Here is a 19,233-nt window from a genome sequence, read left to right as displayed (position 1 = left end):
CGGCGGGCTGGATTGTGCCGCCCGGTCGGGGCGGCGAAATCTATTCGCTCAGAGCAGCTTCCACGCGCTGGTCAGCGCGCCCCGAACAATCTGCTCGATCTCCTGGAACTGTTCCGGTCCGCAGATCAGCGGCGGCGAGAATTGGATCACCGGTTCGGCACGGTCGTCTGCGCGGCAGTACAGGCCGTTGGCGAACAGTTCCCGCGAGACGTGGTTGCGCAGAACGCGAGTGGATTCCTCATCGGTGAAGCGTTCCCGGGTGTTCTTGTCCTTGACCAATTCTACCGCCCAGAAGAACCCGGCACCGCGCACCTCGCCGACGATCGGCAGGTCCTCTAGCTTGGAAAGCGTTGCGCGGAAGGCGTCTTCGTTATCGCGCACATGCTGATACAGCCCCTCGCCCTCGAGAATATCGAGGTTGGCCAGCGCCACCGCGCAGGACACCGGATGCCCGCCGTAGGTGGAGCCGTGCATGAACATATCGTTCGAGCGCTGGAACGGTTCCATGATGCGGTCGCTGATCATGACCGCGCCCAGCGGCGCGTACCCGGACGTGAGCCCCTTGGCGGTGGTGATCATATCCGGCTGATAACCGAAACGGTCTGCGCCGAAAGCGGTTCCGAGCCGCCCGAACGCACAGATCACCTCATCGGAGATGAGCAGCACATCGTGCCGATCGCAGATTTCGCGCACCCGCTGGAAGTAGCCCGGCGGCGGTACGAAACAGCCGCCGGTGTTCTGCACCGGCTCCAGGAATACCGCGGCCACGGTATCCGCGCCCTCGAAGAGAATGGCCTCCTCGATCCGGTCCGCCGCCCACAGCCCATACGCCTCGTAGTCGTCGGCATGTTCGGTGGCCCGATAGAAGTTGGTGTTCGGCACCCGAATGGTGCTCGGCACCAGCGGTTCGAAAGGCGCTTTGGCGCCGGGGATTCCGGTGATCGACAGCGCGCCCAGCGATGTCCCGTGATATGCCATGGACCGGCTGATCGCCTTGTGCTTGGTCGGCTTGCCGATCACCTTGAAGTACTGCCGCGCGAGTTTCCATGCGGTCTCGACGGATTCGCCGCCGCTGACGGTGAAGAACACCCGATTCAGGTCACCGGGGGCCGAAGCCGCCAGCCGGTCGGCCAATTCGATGGCCGGGGGATGGGCGTAACCCCAGAGCGGGAAGTACGGCAGCGTCCGCATCTGCCGGGCCGCGGCCTCGGCGAGTTCCTCGCGCCCGTGCCCGACCTGGACGGCGAAGAGTCCCGCCAGTCCGTCCAGGTAGCGCTTGCCGTTGTCATCGAAGAGATATGCGCCCTCGCCTCGCACAATCACCGGGGTGTCGGCCTCGTCCTGCCCGTTGTGGGTGGCGAAGTGCATCCAGAGGTGGTCACGGACGACGCGGGACGCGTCGACGGTATGGAGGGGTTCGGCGGTGGCGGTCATGGTGGGACTCCTCGAAGTCTTGATGTACTTCGGTTATCCCATATTCAAGCCGCCTCAGCAACCGATTTCGTTGTTACAAGATTGTCAGCTTCGGATTTCGTTGTGACATTAGCGGGTGCCCCACTTGTAGGTCTGTTTGTTCAGCTTGAGGTACATCATGATCTCCGCATGCCGCACACCCGCGAGCGCGCGAATATGGTTCGACACCAGGTCGAGCAGCGCTTCGTCATCCGGGCACACGGCCTCGCACAGCACGTCGTAGCGGCCCGCGCACACCACCACGTAGTTGATCTCGTCGATGGCGGACAGCGCATCGGCCACCACCTGCACCGGACCGTCCACCGTGATGGCGATCATGGCCTGCCGGAACAGTCCGACCTGTAGCGGATCGGTCACCGCGACGATCTGGATCACACCGGCGTCGGCGAGTTTCTGCACCCGCTGCCGCACCGCGGCCTCGGACAGGCCGACGGCCTTGCCGATGGTCGCGTAGGCGCGCCGCCCGTCTTCCTGTAGCTGGGCGATGATCCGCTTGGAGATGTCATCGAGCGCCGGAGTGCTCCGGCTGGAAGTCAGGTCGCTCACCCCGATCATCCTTCCGGACACGGTGGTATCCCACCAATCGTGCTCGGGGCGAGTCGTCCCCGCGCATATGGCTCGCACACCTCGCGGCAGTGCATTACGGTGCGGTGGCGGCCGCAGTTCGGCAACCGCTGATCGCGGCCGAAGGCGAGCGGGGAGGGCGCAGGCCATGGCGTTGGCAGCGGGATCGGTGTTCGCCGGATTCACCATCGACATCCTGTTGGGCGCGGGCGGTATGGGCGAGGTGTACCGGGCGCGACATCCGCGATTGCCGCGCATGGTCGCGTTGAAGGTGCTCTCCGACGCCACCGCCGCCGATCCGTCCTTCCGAGCCCGCTTCGATCGCGAGGCCGATCTGGCGGCGCAGCTCAACCACCGCAATATCGTGACCATCCACGATCGCGGGGTCGAGGCGGAGCGGCCCTGGATCTGCATGGAATACATACCGGGCACCGATGTCGCGCACGCGGTCAGACAGCAGGGCGACGGCCTGAATCCCGCACGCGCCGTGCACATTCTCACCGAGGCGGCGCGCGGTATCGACCACGCGCATTCGAACGGCCTGCTGCACCGCGATATCAAACCCGCCAATATCCTGCTCTCACCCGGTGATCCGGGCGATCCGGAACGAGTCGTGGTGTCCGACTTCGGCATAGCCCGCCGCGTCGACCAATCCACCGCCCTCACCGAAACCGGCACCTTCGTCGCCACCCTCGCCTACGCCGCCCCGGAAATCTTCACCGGCGATCCGGTAGATCACCGCACCGACCTCTACGCCCTCGGCGCGACCCTCTACGAAATGCTCACCGGCACAGTCCCATACCCGCGCACCACTCCGGCTGCCGTCCTGCACGCCCATTTGATGCAGCCCCCACCCAAGGTGACCGCGCACAACCCCGGTCTACCCCGCGAGCTCGACGACATCGTCGCCCGCGCACTGGCCAAGAACCCCGCCGAAAGATTCAGCACCGCAAGAGAATTGGCGACCTCGGTAGCCGGCGCGCTATCACGCCCGCAGCCCTTCCGTTCACCAGCTCAGCCGCCCCGCCCGACACCTCCCCAGGCAACGATCGTCGGCCAGCGACCCACCGCACCGAGCCAGCCGCCCGCCTGGACACCCCCACCCGCCGCGCGGCGTGACCGGTCGCAGGCCGCATCGAGTGCGCCCTCAACCCGAACACCGGTCGATCCCGCGCCCGCAGTGCCGCCCGGCCGCTCCGAATCATCCGCGGCCGCTGCGGGGCGGGGGAGTAGCCGCCGCCGGTCGCTCCTCGGCCCGCCCTATCGGCTGGCGATTATCTCGCTTGCGGTCGTGCTGATCCTGACACTGGGGATTGTCGTGCTCTACACGGCGGCTCGCCGTGACTACTACGTCGCCGAGGACAACGGGGCCGTGGTGATCGAGCGCGGCCGACCGGGTTCGGTGCTGGGGATGTCATGGCACAGTCCGGAATTGATCGGGTGTGTCACCGCTGCCGGAGAGTTGACCCTGTCCGCCACGGCCTCGGGTTTTCCCGCGGGCTGCCGGGCTTTGCGGATCACCGACCTCACCGCATCCGGCCGCACCAGCGTGCAGACGGGATTGCCGCGCGGTCCGATCGACACCGCTGCCAACCAGCTGCGGGCCCTGGTCAAGAGTGAGCTGTTGCCGGCGTGCGAGCAGCCGCCCGCCGCCCCGGGTGCATCGGCCCCGAGCAGTACATCCCCGAGCACCGCGCCCGCGGCGCCGACTCTCGGAGCCGCACCCGTCACCACCGCTTCCCGGAACCCGCCCCAGTCGGTGGCCCCGCAGACCCCCGGTCAGATCTGTCGCGTCACCGGGTGAGACTTTTCTCCCCCGGCCACCAGTGCCCGGTACGGGTATCGTCGTGGCGGGGGAATCGACGGCGTCGGACACCGGTCCACGCCAATGTATTCATGAGGATTGACTCTGTTGAACCGAATTCCCCGCCAGGTGTTCATGCTGGTGATTCCGGCGCTGCTCTTCCTGGTCCCGTGGTGGCTGCTGGTCTTCACCACCACTTCCGGTGCGGTGTTCTGGGCGTTGTCGGCGCTGTTCGTGCTCGGCTATATCGGCCTGCCGCTGGCCATGTTCACCGGTCACGGCCCGAAGCAGTCCGATACCGCCGCACTCATCGGAGATACCGCGCTCGGTGTGATGTGGGTGCTGTTCAGCTGGTCGGTGATCGGCACGGTGGTTCGCACCGGACTGATCATCGCTGGCGTGGATGATCCCGCCCGCTCCCGCATCGTCGCCCTTGGCGTGCTTGCGATTTCGGCCGCGCTCACGGTGTGGGGCATCTATGAGGCCCGCCGCATTCCGCGCGTGAAGACCGTCGAGGTGACCATCCCCAAGCTGGCTCCCGGTCTGGACGGCCTGCGCATGGTCGTCATCACCGATACCCATTACGCCGCCACCGACCGCCTGCGCTGGTCCGAGCGCGTGGTCGAGATCGTTAACGAGCAGCGCCCCGATATCGCCTGCCACGCAGGCGATCTGGCCGACGGTTCGGTGGTCAAGCGCCGCGCCCAGGTCGATCCGCTGGGCAAGGTGCAGGCCGAACTCGGCCGCTTCTACATCACCGGCAATCACGAATACTTCGGTGACGCCGCGGGCTGGATCGACCATATGGCGGGCCTGGGCTGGCAGCCCATGCACAATCAGCACGAGGTCCTCACCCGCGACGGCGACCGCCTCATCATGGCGGGCATCGACGACCCCACCGGCGTCTCGCTCCCCGGCCACGGCCCCAACCTCCCCGCCGCCCTCTCCGGCGCGGACCCCGACCTCCCGGTCATCCTGCTCGCCCATCAGCCCAAACAGATCACCGACGCCGTGAAAGCCGGTGTGGCCCTGCAAATCTCCGGCCACACCCACGGCGGCCAAATCTGGCCCTTCCGCTACCTGGTCCGCTTGGACCAGCCGGTAGTAGCGGGCCTGAGCCAACACGGCGACACCCAGCTCTACACCAGCCGAGGCACCGGCTTCTGGGGGCCCCAACTCCGAGTCTTCGCCCCCAGCGAAATCACCGTCCTCATCCTCCGCAGCCCGAAGTAGCACTCGTGCTCGGTCGCGCCTTCGACGAGGTCCGAGTCCACATCGAAGGCACACCGTTCACCGGCCGCGAGCGGTGAATCCGCCCGCGGCCGGGCATGCTTCGGTCGAGCCTCAGCTGTCGAACCCCAATCCGGTGGCGTCCATGATGCGCAGCCACAGGTTTCGTTTACCGCCGTGCTGGTCCGCGCGGGCCAGTGACCAGCGGGTCAACTGAATGCCGATGGAGCGGAACGGCTCCGGCGGCATGGGCAGCGGCCGGGATTTCACCATGCGCAGCCGGGTGCGTTCGGTGTCGAGGTTCCAGAGCCGATCCAGCATTACCTCCGCGCCGAATCGTGTTGCGCCGACACCCAATCCGGTATATCCGACGGCGTACGCCAGCTTGCCCTTGTAGGCCCTGCCGAAGAACGCGCAGAACCGCCCGCAGGTGTCGATGATGCCGCCCCAGCGGTGCGTGAAGCGCACACCGTCCAGCTGCGGGAAGATCTGGAAGAAATGCTGGGAGAGCCGCTCGAAGGTTTCCTCGTTGTAATCCTGTGCGGGAGAGATCTTTCCGTTGTAGTGGTAGATCGCGTCGTAGCCGCCGAACAGAATGCGATTATCGCTGGTCAGGCGGTAATAGTGGAACCGGTACGAGGCATCGCCCAGACCCATGCGGTGTTTGCCCCAGCCGATGGAGTCCAATTGCTCCTCGGTCAGCGGTTCGGTCATGAGCGCGTAGTCGTAGACCGGAACCACATGCCGGGACACCTTGGCCAGCGGTCCCTGGAATGCGCTGGTGCACAGCGCGACCCGGGGTGCGCGCACCTCACCGTGCGGGGTGTGCAGGGTCAGCGTGCCGCCGCCGGTCTTCGAAATGCGCTGCACCGGTGTGCCTTCGTAGATACGCACACCTTTCTCCAGGCAGGCGCGCCGCAGCCCCCAGGCCAGGCGAGCCGGATCCAGCATTGCCACACCGTCGCGGTCCCACCAGCCGCCGAGGTAGGTGGGGGAGTGGACGAGGTTCTGCACCTCCTCCGCGCTGAGTAGCTCACTGCGATAACCGAGTTCGAGCGCGGCGTCATGGCTTTCCTGCAGCCATTCCAGCTCGTGCGGCGCGGTGGCCACCTCGAGTTCGCCGGTGCGCTCGAAATCGCAGTCGATATCGTAGCGGCGGATGGTGGCCTCGATGGCGTCCAGGTTCTCCCGGCCCATCCGTTCGAGGACGTCGATCTCATCGGGGAAGCGGTCCACACCGTTGGAGAGCCCGTGCGTCAGGCTGGCCGCGCAGAAGCCGCCGTTGCGGCCGGACGCGGCATGCCCGCATATGGCGGATTCGACCAGTACGACATCTATTTCGGGGTACCTCTCCTTGGCCAGCAACGCCGTCCACAGCCCGCTGTAGCCGCCGCCGATGACTGCCAGATCGGCGGTCGTGGCATTGGTGAGCGGATCATTGGGGTGCGGGCGCTCCGGCCGGTCGGTCCAGAACGGCGTCGGCGCTGCCTCGGAGAGTGCCGACGCCAACAGTTTGCTTCCTTTGGCCTGCATGGCCGATCAACTCCTTCTCTCTTGCCGCACGGTCCGGCCGCGCGGCCCAACTCACTGTTGTGTTGGTCTGTGTGGGTACGCGAAAGCCGCCGGCGGTCGCTACGACCTGGCCCGGCGGCTCGCGGGGGAATCAGCTGGTGGCGGCGCGATCGTCCGAGCGGCGGCGATTACGCAGCTGCCCGGCGATGACGAAGACCAGCGATAGCAGGAAAGTGAGGCTGGCGACCGCGTTCACCTGCGGCGGAATACCGCGCAGGTTGATACCCCAGACATACATGGGGAAGGTTTCGGCGGTGCCCGCCGTGAAATTGGTGACCACGAAATCATCGAAGGACAGCGAGAACGCCAAAAGCGCCGCGGCCATGATGCCGGGCCATACGAGGGGGAGCACAACGGACCGGAACGCCTGTACGGGCGTCGCGTAGAGGTCCATGGCCGCCTCCTGGAGCCTGGGGTCCAATCCCGCCAGTCGCGCTTTTACGGTGACAACCACGAACGACAGGCAGAACATGACGTGTGCGATGAGAATAGCCCAAAAACCGAGCGGGATACCGAATCCGATGAACAGTGTCAGCAGTGACGAACCCATTACGATTTCCGGCGTCGCCATCGGCAGGAAGATCAGCGCCTGCACCGCGGAGCGTCCGGTGAAGCGATAGCGCGCCAGCGCGAACGCGATTCCGGTGCCGAGCGCGGTCGCGATGATCGCGGCCAGCGCACCGATGAGCAGGCTCAACAGCAGTGCGTCCCGAAGCCCGGCCGGATCGAACATATTCGTCCAGTTGTGCCAGGTGAAATGGAATTCATCGAGGTTGAGCACATAGGTGGTGTTGCGGCTGCCGGGTTGATTGAACGACAGCAGAATCACCACGGCGATGGGCGCGAGCATGTACGCCAGAATCACGAGGCCGAGAATGAGCACCGCGTTCTTGCGAATCCGGGACCACAGTCGATGTGCCATCTAGACCACCTCATCGGTATCGGTCTTGCGCAGATACAGCATGACCAGCACCAGAATCGCCACCATCAGCACCACCGACAGCGCGGATCCCACGGGTAGATCCTTGACCACCAGCAATCGGGACTGAATGACATTGCCGATCATGGTGGTATTGGTATTGCCGAGCAGTTGCGAATTCACATAGTCGCCGGTGGCCGGGACGAAGGTGAGCAGTGTTCCCGCGACGATGCCGGGCATGGTGAGCGGCAATGTGACGCGCAGGAAAGTCCGCACGGGTCCGTGTGCGAGATCGGCCGAAGCCTCCAGCAACCGCGGATCCAGCTTGTCCAGGGAGGTGTACAGCGGTAGCACCGTGAACGGCAGGAAGTTGTAGACCAGCCCCGCGATCACCGCGATCGGCGTGGCCAGCAACCGCCCGTCCGGTCCGAGCAGATGCACCGCCCGCAGGACCGAAACCAGCGGACCGGTATCGGCGAGAATGGCTTTCCACGCGAAGGTGCGCACCAGGAAGCTGGTGAAGAAGGGCGCGATCACCGCGATCAGCATGAGGTTCTTCCACCGCCCGCCCTTGAGCGCGATGGCGTATGCCAGCGGATAGCCGATCACAATGCAGAGCACCGTGCAGATGAGCGCGTACGCCAGTGACCGGAAGATCTGCGGCTGATACAGATTCCACGCGTAGCCGAAGTTGTCCAGCGAGAACGTCTGCGCGTAACCGGTTTCGATGGATCCGGTGCGGTCGTACATGCTGGCCGCCAGCAGCTGCACGGTCGGCACCGCGAAGAACACCAGCAGGAAGATCAATCCGGGCGCGAGCAGCAGATACGGTGTGAGACCGCGCTTTCCGCGCGGTGCGTCGACGGGGGCCGCGGGTGGTGCGGTGGCCGCGGACGCGGGCAGTACGGCGGGCATCAGGACCGCCCGAGCAGGAATGCGTGTTCGGGCTGCCAGTGCACCGCCACCTGCGAACCGGGCGCGATCACATTGCCGGGTCCGGCGTTCGGCACCTGCGCGGTGAGCTCCTGCCCCCAGGGCGCACGCACCAGATACTGCGTGGACACACCCAGGAATATGGCATCGGTGACGACGCCTGCGACCTGCGCCCGGCCCTCCGGCACGGAGTCGGAATCACTTGCGAGGGCGACCTTTTCGGGCCGAATGCCGAGCGAGGCCGCACCCGAGGTGGCCCGGCAGCGCGTCGACGGCACCGCCAGCCGATGCCCCTGCGCGTCGATGCTCACCGCATCCCCGCTCCCGGTGACGGTCGCCTCGATGAGGTTCGTCTGCCCGAGGAAATTGGCCACGAAGGCGCTGGCCGGGAAATCGTAGATCTCCTGCGGCGCACCGGATTGCTCCAGCTTGCCGCCGTTCATCACCGCCACGGTATCGGCCATGCTCATGGCCTCCTCCTGATCGTGGGTGATGTGCACGAAGGTGATGCCGACCTCGGTCTGCAACCGCTTGAGCTCGAGCTGCATCTGCCGCCGCAGCTTGAGATCCAGTGCGCCCAAAGGCTCGTCGAGCAGCAGCACCTCGGGATGATTGACCAGCGCGCGGGCCAGCGCGACGCGCTGCTGCTGCCCGCCGGACAGCTGTGCGGGCTTACGCCCCGAGAATCCTTCCAACTGCACCAGTTTCAGCATCTGATGCGCCTGTTCGCGGGCGGCGGTCTTACCGATCCCCTTGCGCCGCAGGCCGTACGAGACATTGTCCTCGACGGTCATATGCGGGAACAGCGCATAGCTCTGGAACACGGTGTTTATCGGTCTTCGATACGGGCGCAGGGCGGTGATGTCCTTATCGCCCAGCATGATTCGCCCGGCGGTGGGCTCCTCCAGCCCGGCGATCATGCGCAGCGTGGTGGTCTTACCGCAGCCTGATGCGCCGATAATGGCGAAGAAGGAGCCGTCCGGGATGGTGAGGTTCAGATCGTCGACGGCATGGAAATCGCCGAAACTCTTGGTGACGCCCTCGATACGTAGGTCTTGTGCGGACATGTCGATTATCACGCCCCCGTCAGAGCCTGGAACTTGGACTGATAGTCCTTCTCCTTGGCCTCGGTCAGCGACATGAAGATCTGCAACTTCTTCTGCGTCTCCACGGACGGGAAGATCAATTCGTTCTGCGCCAGTTCGGGATTGAACTTGGCCATCTCCTCCTGCGCCCCGGCGACCGGGCACACGTAGTTCACGAATGCCGACAGTCGCGCCGCGATGGCCGGGTCATAGTAGAAGTCCAGCAGTGCCATGGCATTCGCGGCGTGCGCGGAGGTGACCGGGATCAGCGCCTCATCGGAGTAGAGCACCGCGCCTTCGTCCGGGCTGATGAACTTGATCTTCGGATCGGTGGCATTGAGCTGAATGACATCGCCGGACCACGCCATACAGGCCGCGATATCGCCCTTGGCCAGATCCTGGACGTAATCATTGCCGGTGAACTTGCGCACGTGCCCGGACTGAACGGCCTTCTGCAACTTGGCGATCGCGTTGTCGTAGTCGTCATCGGTGAACTTGGCCGCGCTCTTGCCGATGGAGTGCAGCATCAATCCCATGGTGTCCGGCATTTCGGTGAGGCAGACGACCTTGCCCTTGAGATCGGGCCGGGTGAGCAATTCGTCGATGGTGTGAACTTCGCCCGTGACATTGGTGTTCACCCCGATGCCGACCAGACCGGACTGCCACGGCGCCATGCGATTGTTCTGCGGATCGACATCGCTGCCGCGCAGCATGGGATGCAGATTCTTGGCGAAGTTCGGCATCTTCGACACATCGAGCGGCTGGGTGTAGCCCTGCCGGACCACGCGCACCGCGGTGGAATCCGAGAGCACCATGATGTCGCGCGAGATGCTCTGACAATTGGTCAGCTGCGCGCTGACCTTGCCCCAGAACTCGTTGTTGTCATTGACATCCGCGACATAGGAGACCTTGACCCCGGACTTGGCGGTGAATTCGGCCATGGTCGGATGCACTTCGGCATTGCCGGGCGCCTCGTCGAGATATCCGGGCCAATTGGAGAAGTTGATCGTCTTCTCCGAAGCCGAATTGTCGGCGGGCGGTGTGCACGCGGGGGAGCCGCTATTCGAGGACGACCCCTTGGTGCCGCAGGCGGCGAGGGTGCCCGCGGCGGCGATGAGGCCACCGGTGCGCAGCAGGCCGCGGCGCGAAGGCCGGGCGGAGAGCAGGCTACGTAGCTCGGGAGGCAGGGAGTCCGGGGACTTGTTCATGAGGGTCGCACCTTCACCGGGACGGAATATCGAAGCTCGCAGCGGGGCTGCGGTGTGGAACTGATAGTTCCATAGTCCCGTTGCAAATCAAGCGATTCCATTGAAAATTCCACGTTACGCAACTGATTTAGTTGTGGGGCATGGAAATAGCTGCACAAGGCACGACTGTGAGGACGGACGCCGATGGGGTACATCGGCGGCCGCCCTCGGTGGGCGCTATTCGATTGGGGAAGTGTGCTATTCGGCCGTGAAGATCACGTCGTGCCACGGCTTGTGCGCGGCGGCGGTGATATCCGACATGACGTGTTTGATGTTGGTGTACTCGTCGAATGCGTACGCGGACATGTCTTTTCCGAATCCGGACGCCTTGTATCCGCCGTGCGGCATTTCGCTGATGATCGGAATGTGATCGTTGATCCACACGCATCCGGCCTGGATCTCCCGGCTCGCGCGTTGCGTGCGATACACATTCGTGGACCAGGCCGATGCGGCCAGGCCGTAGGCGGTGTCATTGGCGAGGGCGATGGCCTCGTCATCGGTATCGAACGGCAGCACCACCAGCACCGGTCCGAAGACCTCGTTCTGCACGATCTCCGAATCCTGTGCCACCCCGGTGATCAGGGTGGGCTCGTAATAGGAGCCGCCCGCCGCGGTGTGTTCGGGAATTCGCCCGCCGCGCACCACTTTCGCACCGTATTCGCGGGCGCGATCGACCATGCCGATCACCTTGTCCCGGTGTTGCATCGAAATCAGCGGTCCCAGATCGGTTTCCGGATCCTCCACCGGTCCGATGGTCACCTGATCCATGATTTCGGCTACCCGTGAGACGAATTCGTCGAACAGCGGCCGCTGTACATAGACGCGGGTGGCGGCGGTGCAATCCTGGCCGACATTGATCAGCGATCCCGCGACCGCGCCGCGTGCGGCGCCTTCCAGATCGGCGTCGTCGAACACCACGAACGGTGCTTTACCGCCGAGTTCGAGATGCACCCGCTTCACCGATCCGGCCGCGGTGGCGGCCACCTGACGGCCCACCACGGTGGATCCGGTGAACGACACCATGGCCACCGCGGGATGTTCCACCAGCGCCTGTCCCGCGATCGGCCCGACGCCGGTGAGCACATTGATCACACCCGCCGGAACACCCGCCTCGGTCGCTATCTCCGCGAACAACAGCGAGGTCAGCGGCGTCAATTCGGAAGGTTTGAGCACAATGGTGTTCCCGGCCGCGACGGCGGGCAGGATCTTCCACGCCGCCATCTGCAACGGGTAATTCCACGGCGATATGGAGCCGACCACGCCGATCGCCTCGCGGCGAATCGATGAGGTGTGATCGGCGGAGTATTCGGCCGCCGCCTTACCCTCCAGATTGCGGGCCGCCCCCGCGAAGAACGCGGTGTTGTCGATGGTGCCGGGTACATCGAATTCGGTGGCGAGCCGAATCGGCTTACCGGCATTACGACTTTCGACGGCGGCGAGCTCATCGGCCCGCTCGCGCAGCAGTCGCGCCCAGTTGTGCATGATGTCCGACCGCTCACCGGGGGTCATGCCCGACCAGTGCGGGAATGCCGCCCGTGCGGCCGCGACGGCGGCTTCCACATCGGCGATGCTCGCGCTCGCGCCGGACGCGATGATCTCGCCGGTGGCCGGGGCGATGACGGACAGCGGCTCACCCGACCCGGGTCGGCGGAGTCCGCCGATGAATTGCAGTTCCTGCGTACTCACTGCTCTCCTAGCTTGTGTCGGTGCACCGTAGCGACACCGTATGTTCGCTTTGTTACCGGTGGTTTGCCAGCGGCCTGTGCGGTATTCCGCACAGGCCGCCATAGCGAACGACTACTACAGGTGCGAATCCGCCACTGTCAGAGCCTGATCCAGGATCGCCAGCCCCTCCTTGGCCTCGGCCTCGGAAACGGTGCACGGCGGAACCACGTGGATGCGATTGAAATTCATGAACAGCAACAGTCCGGCGGCCTTGGCGGCGGCGATCGTCTCGGTCATGGCCGCACTGGTGCCGCCGTACGGCGCGAGCGGTTCCCGCGTCGCACGATCGCTCACCAATTCCAGCGCCCAGAACACCCCGAGCCCGCGCACCTCACCGATGCTCGGATGCCGCTCGGCCAGTTCCCGCAGCGCGGGACCGAGCACGTTCTCACCCATATGTGCGGCATTCTCGACAATGCCCTCATCGCGCATGGCGGTGATGGTCGCCACCGCCGCCGCCGTGGCGAGCGGATGTCCGGAGTAGGTGAGCCCACCCGGGTACGGGCGATCATCGAAGGTGGCCGCGATATGCGGTGCGATGGCGACGCCGCCGAGCGGGACATAACCCGAGTTGACGCCCTTGGCGAAGGTGATCAGATCCGGCACGACACCGAAACTGTCTATGGCGAACCACTTTCCGGTGCGCCCGAACCCCGCCATCACCTCATCGGCGATGAATACGATGCCGTACCGATCGCAGATCTCCCGCACGCCCGCCATATATCCCGGTGGCGGCACCATGATTCCGGCCGTACCCGGCACCGACTCCAGCACGATCGCCGCGATGGTGTTCGGCCCCTCGAACGCGATGGTCTGCTCGAGATGCTCCAGCGCCCGCTGCGACTCCTGCTCCTCGGAGTCGGCATGGAACTGCGACCGATACAGGAACGGCCCGAAGAAATGCCCGATCCCGCTGTTGCCGTGGTCATTCGGCCAGCGCCGCGGATCACCGGTGAGGTTGATCGCGGTCTCGGTGCCGCCGTGGTACGAGCGATACCGGGACAGCACCTTGTACCGCCCGGTGTGCAGCCGCGCCATCCGCACCGCGTGCTCCACGGCATCCGCGCCGCCATTGGTGAAGAAGATGCGGTTCAGCTCACCCGGGGTGCGCTCGGCGATCAGCCGGGCGGCCTCCGAGCGCGCGTCGTTCACATGCTGGGGTGCGATCGTGCACAGCTTGGCGGCCTGTTCCTGAATGGCCGCAACGACTTTCGGATGCTGATGCCCGATATTGGTGTTCACCAGCTGCGAGGAGAAATCCAGCAGCCGGTTGCCGTCGCCGTCCCACACATACGAACCCTGGGTGGCCGTGACGACCATCGGCTTCAGCTGCGCCTGCGCCGACCACGAATGGAATACGTGTTTGCGATCGAGTTCATAAGCGCGCGCAGCCTGTTCACGTGCGTCCGCCTCGGAGAGGCCATTGGGAAGTGTCATCGCAACGTCCTGTCAGCTGTTCTGCGGGAAACCGAGATTCAGGCCGCCGTGGCTCGGGTCGAGCCAGCGTGAGGTGACGGCCTTGGTGCGGGTGAAGAAGTGCACGCCGTCGATGCCGTGCGCATGCGAATCGCCGAAGAGGGAGTTCTTCCAGCCTCCGAAACTGTAGTAGGCCATGGGCACCGGGATCGGGACGTTGATGCCGACCATGCCGACCTCGACCTCATTGTGGAAGCGCCGGGCCGCGCCGCCGTCATTGGTGAAGATGGCGGTGCCGTTGCCGTACTGGTTGGCATTGATGAGAGCCAATGCCTCGTCATAGGTTTCGACGCGCACCACCGAGAGCACCGGGCCGAAGATCTCATCGGTGTAGACGCTCATATCGGTGGTGACATGGTCGAGAATGGTAGGGCCGAGCCAGAATCCGGCGGCCTCGCCATCGACCTGCACACCGCGACCGTCGAGTACCACCGTGGCACCGGCGGTTTCGCCCGCCGCGACATAACCGGCGACCTTATCGCGATGCGCCTCGGTGACCAGCGGGCCCATATCGGTGCCCCGGGTACCGTCGCCGGTGCGAATGGTCTTGGCGCGCTGCGCGATCCGGGCCACCAGGTCATCCGCGATCGGACCCACCGCGACCAGTGCGCTGATCGCCATGCACCGCTCACCGGCGGAACCGAAGCCCGCGTTCACCGCGGCGTCGGCGGCCAGATCCAGATCCGCGTCCGGCAGCACCACCATATGGTTCTTCGCCCCGCCCAGGGCCTGCACGCGCTTACCGTGCGCGGTGCCGCGCTCGTACACGTACTTGGCGATCGGGGTGGATCCGACGAATGAAACAGCCTTGATGGCAGGGTTTTCCAGCAGCTCGTCCACGGCGACCTTGTCACCCTGCACGACATTGAACACGCCCGCGGGCAGTCCGGCTTCCTCCCAGAGCGCCGCGGTCCACAGCGCCGCCGACGGATCCTTCTCGGAAGGCTTGAGCACCACGGTGTTTCCGGCGGCGATGGCGACCGGGAAGAACCACATCGGCACCATGGCCGGGAAATTGAACGGCGAGATGATCGCGATCGGCCCGAGCGGCTGCCGGATCGAGAAGATATCCACCTTGGTCGACGCGTTCTCGGTATATCCGCCCTTGAGCAGATGCGGTATGCCACAGGCGAATTCGACGACCTCCAGCCCGCGCGTCACCTCGCCCAGCGCATCGGCGAGCACCTTGCCGTGTTCGGCGGTGATGATCGCGGCCAGCTCGGTCTTGCGTTCGTTGAGTAGCTCGCGGAACCGGAACAGCACCTGGGTGCGCTTGGCCAGCGAGGCGTCCCGCCACTCCGGGAACGCGGCCGCGGCGGCGTCGACGACCGTGCGCACATCGGCGATATTGGCCAGGGCGACCTGTCCGGTCACCACCCCGGTCGCCGGATTGGTCACGGGCGCGGTGGCCTCGCTGGTGCCGGCAAAGGGCTTGCCGTCGAGCCAGTGCGCGATCGTCTGCATATCTCCTCGATTCCTGAATGTTCCGTATATGGAGATGGACCCGTCCCCGTCACCGGCATGACGGGAACGGGCCGCGGGAGGCGGGCGGGACTGCGGTGGCCCGAGTCCAACTCTGCACCATCGGAGCTATCCCGCAGGCCGACATTCTGTACGAATTCGAGGGTTGCGTATTACGATTCGTCGGTGCTCCTTTCTGTTGCTGACGTTCTGGCGATTCCGGTTGTGCGTGCGGGAGAGCCCGAGGTCATCGGCGGTGGATCACTCGATCGTCCGGTGCGTTGGGTGCACGTCAGCGAATTGTCCGATATCGCGAAAGTGCTGGTCGGTCGGGAATTGATCCTCACCACCGGTCAGGCGCTATCCCTGGGCGACGAGGCCACCGTCGCCTACCTGGAATCCCTCGCCGCCGCGGGCGTCTCCGGACTGGTGATCGAACTCGGCACCTACGTGAAGGAACTGCCGCCCGTCGTCGCCGAAACCGCCGACCGGCTGCTACTGCCGGTGGTCGCCCTCGCCCAGGTGGTGCGCTTCGTCGAAGTCACCGAGGCGGTGCACCGCGTCATCGTCGCGGACCAGTACGCCGAACTCGAATTCGCGCGCACCGTGCACGAAACCTTCACCGCGCTGAGCGTGCGCCGCGCCGCACTCGCCGAAATCGTGAAAACCGCCGCGGGCATGCTGGACGCCTCGGTCGTATTGGAAGACCTAACCCATCGCGTACTCGCCTCGACCGCACGGCACACCGCCACTTCGACCTTGCTCGAGCACTGGGAGAACACCTCCCGCCTGCTGCCCGACCATGACGCGAACGTGGTTCCGGTCGGCCCGCACACCCAGCGCTGGGGCCGACTCATTCTGCGCTCCAGCCGGGTTCCCAATGCCCGTGCGCGCATGGTGCTCGAACGCGCGGCCCAGACCCTGACCCTGCACCGCATGGTCGAACGCGATCGATTCGGCCTGCACCGGCAGGCGCAGACCGGATTCATCGACGATATGGTCACCGGCCGCCTCACCGATGAGAGCGACGCCCTAGCGGTGGCGGCCTCCCTCGGCCTGGCACGCCGCTCCCGCTACATCCCGCTCTCCATCGACGTCGCCGCACCGGCCGAATCCGATCCCGTTGCCCAGCAACGCCGTACGGCCGCCATCCTGGACGCGGCCATGCACGGCGTCGGCCTGGCCCGCGTCACCGCGCTAGCCGCCCCCGACCACGGCAATCGAGTCAGCATGATCCTCGCGATCTCGCGCACCGGCGAACTCGACGCCACCCTCACCGTGATCTGCACCGGCATGCTCGGCGAGATCCGCCGCGTCTCCGGGGTGGAACGCGCGGTGATCGGCGTCGGCGTCGAATCGGACTCCCTCCTGGACACCGCCCGCGAACTGTCCCAAGCCGCCCACGTCGCGGAAGTCGCTCTCGCCCTTGGCTCTTCATCCACACGCCCCTACTACCGCAGCGGCGATGTCCGCCTGCGCGGCCTGCTCTCCCTGATCCGCGACGAGCCCGGCGTGCAGCGCTTCGCCGAAACCGAACTGGGCGCACTGCTGCGCTACGACATCCGCCAGGCTGCCGACCTCACCCGCACCCTGCGCCAATTCCTCGACCTCGCAGGCAATAAGACCGAATTGGCCAAGCGACTCAACATAAGTCGGCCCACGCTGTACGACCGGCTCGCCCGTATCGAACGCATCCTCGATGTGGACCTGGACGACGGTGAGACCCGGACCTCGCTGCACGCGGCACTGCTGATTAGAGAGCTGCACGCGTAAGTGAAAACTTGCAGTTCAGAAGGGGTTTCGGGTGTTCTCGGGTGGTCTTGGTTGGTAGAATTAGAACATGGGTTCGATGGGGGTGGATGCGAGTGAGGTGGCGATCGGTCAATTGGCCGACGTGGTAGCCGCCCTGCTCGAAGTGCCCCTGGGGGATTTGAGTAACGACGGGATCGTCGAGGCCATGCAGCGGGTGGAAAGCTGTGCGCGGCAGTTGGTTTGCGTGTCGCGGCGGTTGACCGTGGAGGCGGTCGAGCGCAAGCTGCCCGAGACTTTGGGGCTGGGAACCATCAAGAAGTTCCTCAGCGATACGCTGCGGCTCTCCGGGCCGGATGCCGGAGCCCGTGCGCGGGCCACGATGATGCTGGGGACCTGGCACGATCTGCTGGGGAATCCGGTCCGGATTCCGCTGGGGATGGTGGCCGAAGCTCAAGTCGCGGGGGATATTTCGCCGGATCACGTGCGGGCCATCGAAGCGGTGATGAAGCGGATTCCCGATAGCTGCACTCCGGCCGATCGTGAAGCCGCACAGGATCAGCTCGTCACCTACGCGCGCACCGGCTGGCCCGAGGACATTCCCGCGGTCGGGGATCGCATTCTGGGATACCTGGATCCCGACGGCACACTTTCCGGGGATAAGGACCGTGCGCGGATGCGCGGGATTGTGCTCGGGCGTCAGCGGGCGGATGGGATGCGCACCATCAAAGGTGAGATCACCCCCGAGCTGTCGGCGCTGCTGGACCCGGTACTCGCCAAACTTGCCCGGCCCGGTATGTGCAATCCGGATGACGCGGAAAGCCCCACCGCCGCAACATATGTCGACACAGAGGTGCTGCGGGCCGCTGCCGGGCGTGATTCACGCACCAGCGCTCAGCGCAACCATGACGCCTTCCTGGCGCTGCTGCAACCCGGTGTGACTCCCGATGGATTGGGATCGCACCGCGGGCTGCCGGTGACCACGATTCTGACCATGACGATCGATCAGGTCGAAGCAGCCGCCGGGGTGGTGACCACCGCTACCGGGGGCACCGTCCCGATCTCGACGGCACTCAAGCTCGCCGAACGATCCAAGCCGTATCTCGCGGTGTTCGATCACGCCGGGCTGCCATTGCACTTGGGCCGCGAGAAACGGCTGGCGACACCAGCACAACGTATGGCGTTGATAGCCTCCATACGAGGCTGTTCACGCCCGGGATGCGATGCGCCCGCATCGATTTCGGCGGTGCACCACGTCTCTGAATGGGTCAAGGGTGGTCCCACCGACTTGGCCAATGAAACGCTCGCATGCGATCGCTGCCATGCTCTCGTCCATGATGGCCCCGGCGGCTGGCAAACACGCGTCCTCGGCAAGGAATCGCCCTACGCGGGCCGCACGGCGTGGATCGCGCCCCGTCACCTCGACCACACCGGCACCCCGAGGGTGAACCACCGCCACCACGCAGGCGAGTTGCTCGCCCAGACCGTCGCGCGCATCACCGTCCGCAATGAACGCGAAGCCGAAGAACGCCGGAAACGCTGGCAGCGCATGCACTCTCACGCCCCAGCCTCTACCGGGCTCCCAGCTGCTGCGGAGTAAGCATCTCCGTACCGTGGCCGAACCAACGGCATTCCACCCCGGACCGGCAACGTCACCTTCCGGTGAAACGACCGTGCTGGGCACGCCGCCTGCCGTACCCGGCTTTAGCTCCCCCATTGGGAGCCGCAATCTCCCGTCCCAGCCTGGCTGAAAGGTTCTGGTCCGGTCCAAAACCAAAACCCAAACCTATTCAAGTATTGAGGGAGCTGGAAGGTGAGATAGCCCCGTATCCGTCTGTCGCGTAACGCAACCACAGCCACCCAACCAGGCTGGAAGGGCGTATTCGCTCCCAACTGGTAAAGAAAATCGGGTACGCCCCCCAACCCAGCCCCGCGGCCGGTTCTGGCTCTGCCAGCCGCTCCAAAGCAACCCTTCCCCATCCCGACCAAACACAT

14 protein-coding genes are annotated in these 19,233 nt (G+C 65.2%); 4 read left to right on the top strand and 10 right to left on the bottom strand.

Features of this window, described 5'->3' with window-relative positions; translation table 11 throughout:
- Positions 1-48: 48 nt before the first annotated feature.
- Together ACFC0O_RS07090 and ACFC0O_RS07085 are read right to left on the bottom strand one after the other, a co-directional pair.
- Positions 49-1,434 carry an aspartate aminotransferase family protein gene (locus ACFC0O_RS07090; RefSeq protein ID WP_375954534.1) on the bottom strand — a complete coding sequence of 462 codons (1,386 nt, stop codon included), beginning with the start codon at positions 1,432-1,434 and terminating at the stop codon, positions 49-51.
- 108 nt (positions 1,435-1,542) lie between these two features.
- A complete protein-coding gene (locus ACFC0O_RS07085; RefSeq protein ID WP_375956015.1) occupies positions 1,543-2,028 on the bottom strand; it encodes an Lrp/AsnC family transcriptional regulator in 486 nt (161 codons plus the stop codon).
- 157 nt (positions 2,029-2,185) lie between these two features.
- On the opposite strand from ACFC0O_RS07085, the gene ACFC0O_RS07080 reads away from it, so the two are divergent.
- Positions 2,186-3,841, top strand: coding sequence for a serine/threonine-protein kinase (locus tag ACFC0O_RS07080; RefSeq protein WP_375954533.1), 1,656 nt, complete (start codon positions 2,186-2,188; stop codon positions 3,839-3,841).
- 108 nt (positions 3,842-3,949) lie between these two features.
- Positions 3,950-5,074, top strand: a complete 1,125-nt coding sequence (locus ACFC0O_RS07075; protein WP_375954531.1) for a metallophosphoesterase — start codon at positions 3,950-3,952, stop codon at positions 5,072-5,074.
- A 111-nt stretch (positions 5,075-5,185) separates the two neighbouring features.
- On the opposite strand, the gene ACFC0O_RS07070 is transcribed toward ACFC0O_RS07075, so the two are convergent.
- The 8 genes from ACFC0O_RS07070 to ACFC0O_RS07035 all read right to left on the bottom strand — a co-directional run bounded on the left by ACFC0O_RS07070 (position 5,186) and on the right by ACFC0O_RS07035 (position 15,492).
- The gene (locus tag ACFC0O_RS07070; RefSeq protein ID WP_375954529.1) at positions 5,186-6,604 is read right to left on the bottom strand and encodes an NAD(P)/FAD-dependent oxidoreductase; all 1,419 of its coding nucleotides are present in this window, start codon (positions 6,602-6,604) and stop codon (positions 5,186-5,188) included.
- Positions 6,605-6,734: 130 nt separating this feature from the next.
- On the bottom strand, positions 6,735-7,565 hold the full coding sequence (locus tag ACFC0O_RS07065) for an ABC transporter permease (protein WP_375954527.1): 831 nt from the start codon (positions 7,563-7,565) through the stop codon (positions 6,735-6,737).
- Positions 7,566-8,477 (bottom strand): ABC transporter permease, encoded by a 912-nt coding sequence (locus tag ACFC0O_RS07060; RefSeq protein ID WP_375954525.1) that lies wholly within the window; start codon positions 8,475-8,477, stop codon positions 7,566-7,568.
- Positions 8,477-9,562, bottom strand: coding sequence for an ABC transporter ATP-binding protein (locus tag ACFC0O_RS07055; RefSeq protein ID WP_375954523.1), 1,086 nt, complete (start codon positions 9,560-9,562; stop codon positions 8,477-8,479). Before ACFC0O_RS07055 ends, ACFC0O_RS07060 begins: the two co-directional genes overlap by 1 nt.
- Before the next feature lie 8 nt (positions 9,563-9,570).
- Complete coding sequence (locus tag ACFC0O_RS07050; protein ID WP_375954521.1) at positions 9,571-10,788, bottom strand: PotD/PotF family extracellular solute-binding protein; 1,218 nt, start codon at positions 10,786-10,788, stop codon at positions 9,571-9,573.
- 237 nt (positions 10,789-11,025) lie between these two features.
- Entirely contained in the window at positions 11,026-12,513 is a 1,488-nt protein-coding gene (locus tag ACFC0O_RS07045) for a gamma-aminobutyraldehyde dehydrogenase (RefSeq protein ID WP_375954519.1), read from the bottom strand.
- A gap of 114 nt (positions 12,514-12,627) precedes the next feature.
- Positions 12,628-13,989, bottom strand: coding sequence for an aspartate aminotransferase family protein (locus tag ACFC0O_RS07040; RefSeq protein WP_375954517.1), 1,362 nt, complete (start codon positions 13,987-13,989; stop codon positions 12,628-12,630).
- Between the two features lie 12 nt (positions 13,990-14,001).
- Complete coding sequence (locus ACFC0O_RS07035; RefSeq protein WP_375954515.1) at positions 14,002-15,492, bottom strand: CoA-acylating methylmalonate-semialdehyde dehydrogenase; 1,491 nt, start codon at positions 15,490-15,492, stop codon at positions 14,002-14,004.
- Positions 15,493-15,675: 183 nt separating this feature from the next.
- Here ACFC0O_RS07035 and ACFC0O_RS07030 point away from each other — a divergent pair, with 183 nt between their 5' ends.
- Positions 15,676-17,262, top strand: coding sequence for a PucR family transcriptional regulator (locus tag ACFC0O_RS07030; protein ID WP_375954513.1), 1,587 nt, complete (start codon positions 15,676-15,678; stop codon positions 17,260-17,262).
- Between the two features lie 67 nt (positions 17,263-17,329).
- Positions 17,330-18,838, top strand: a complete 1,509-nt coding sequence (locus ACFC0O_RS07025; RefSeq protein ID WP_375954511.1) for a DUF222 domain-containing protein — start codon at positions 17,330-17,332, stop codon at positions 18,836-18,838.
- Positions 18,839-19,233: the final 395 nt, after the last annotated feature.

The sequence above is a fragment of the Nocardia sp. NPDC056100 genome (assembly GCF_042266325.1).
GTDB lineage: Bacteria > Actinomycetota > Actinomycetes > Mycobacteriales > Mycobacteriaceae > Nocardia.
Note: the sequence above shows the minus strand (reverse complement) of the source record. Positions and strands in the feature narration are given on the sequence as shown.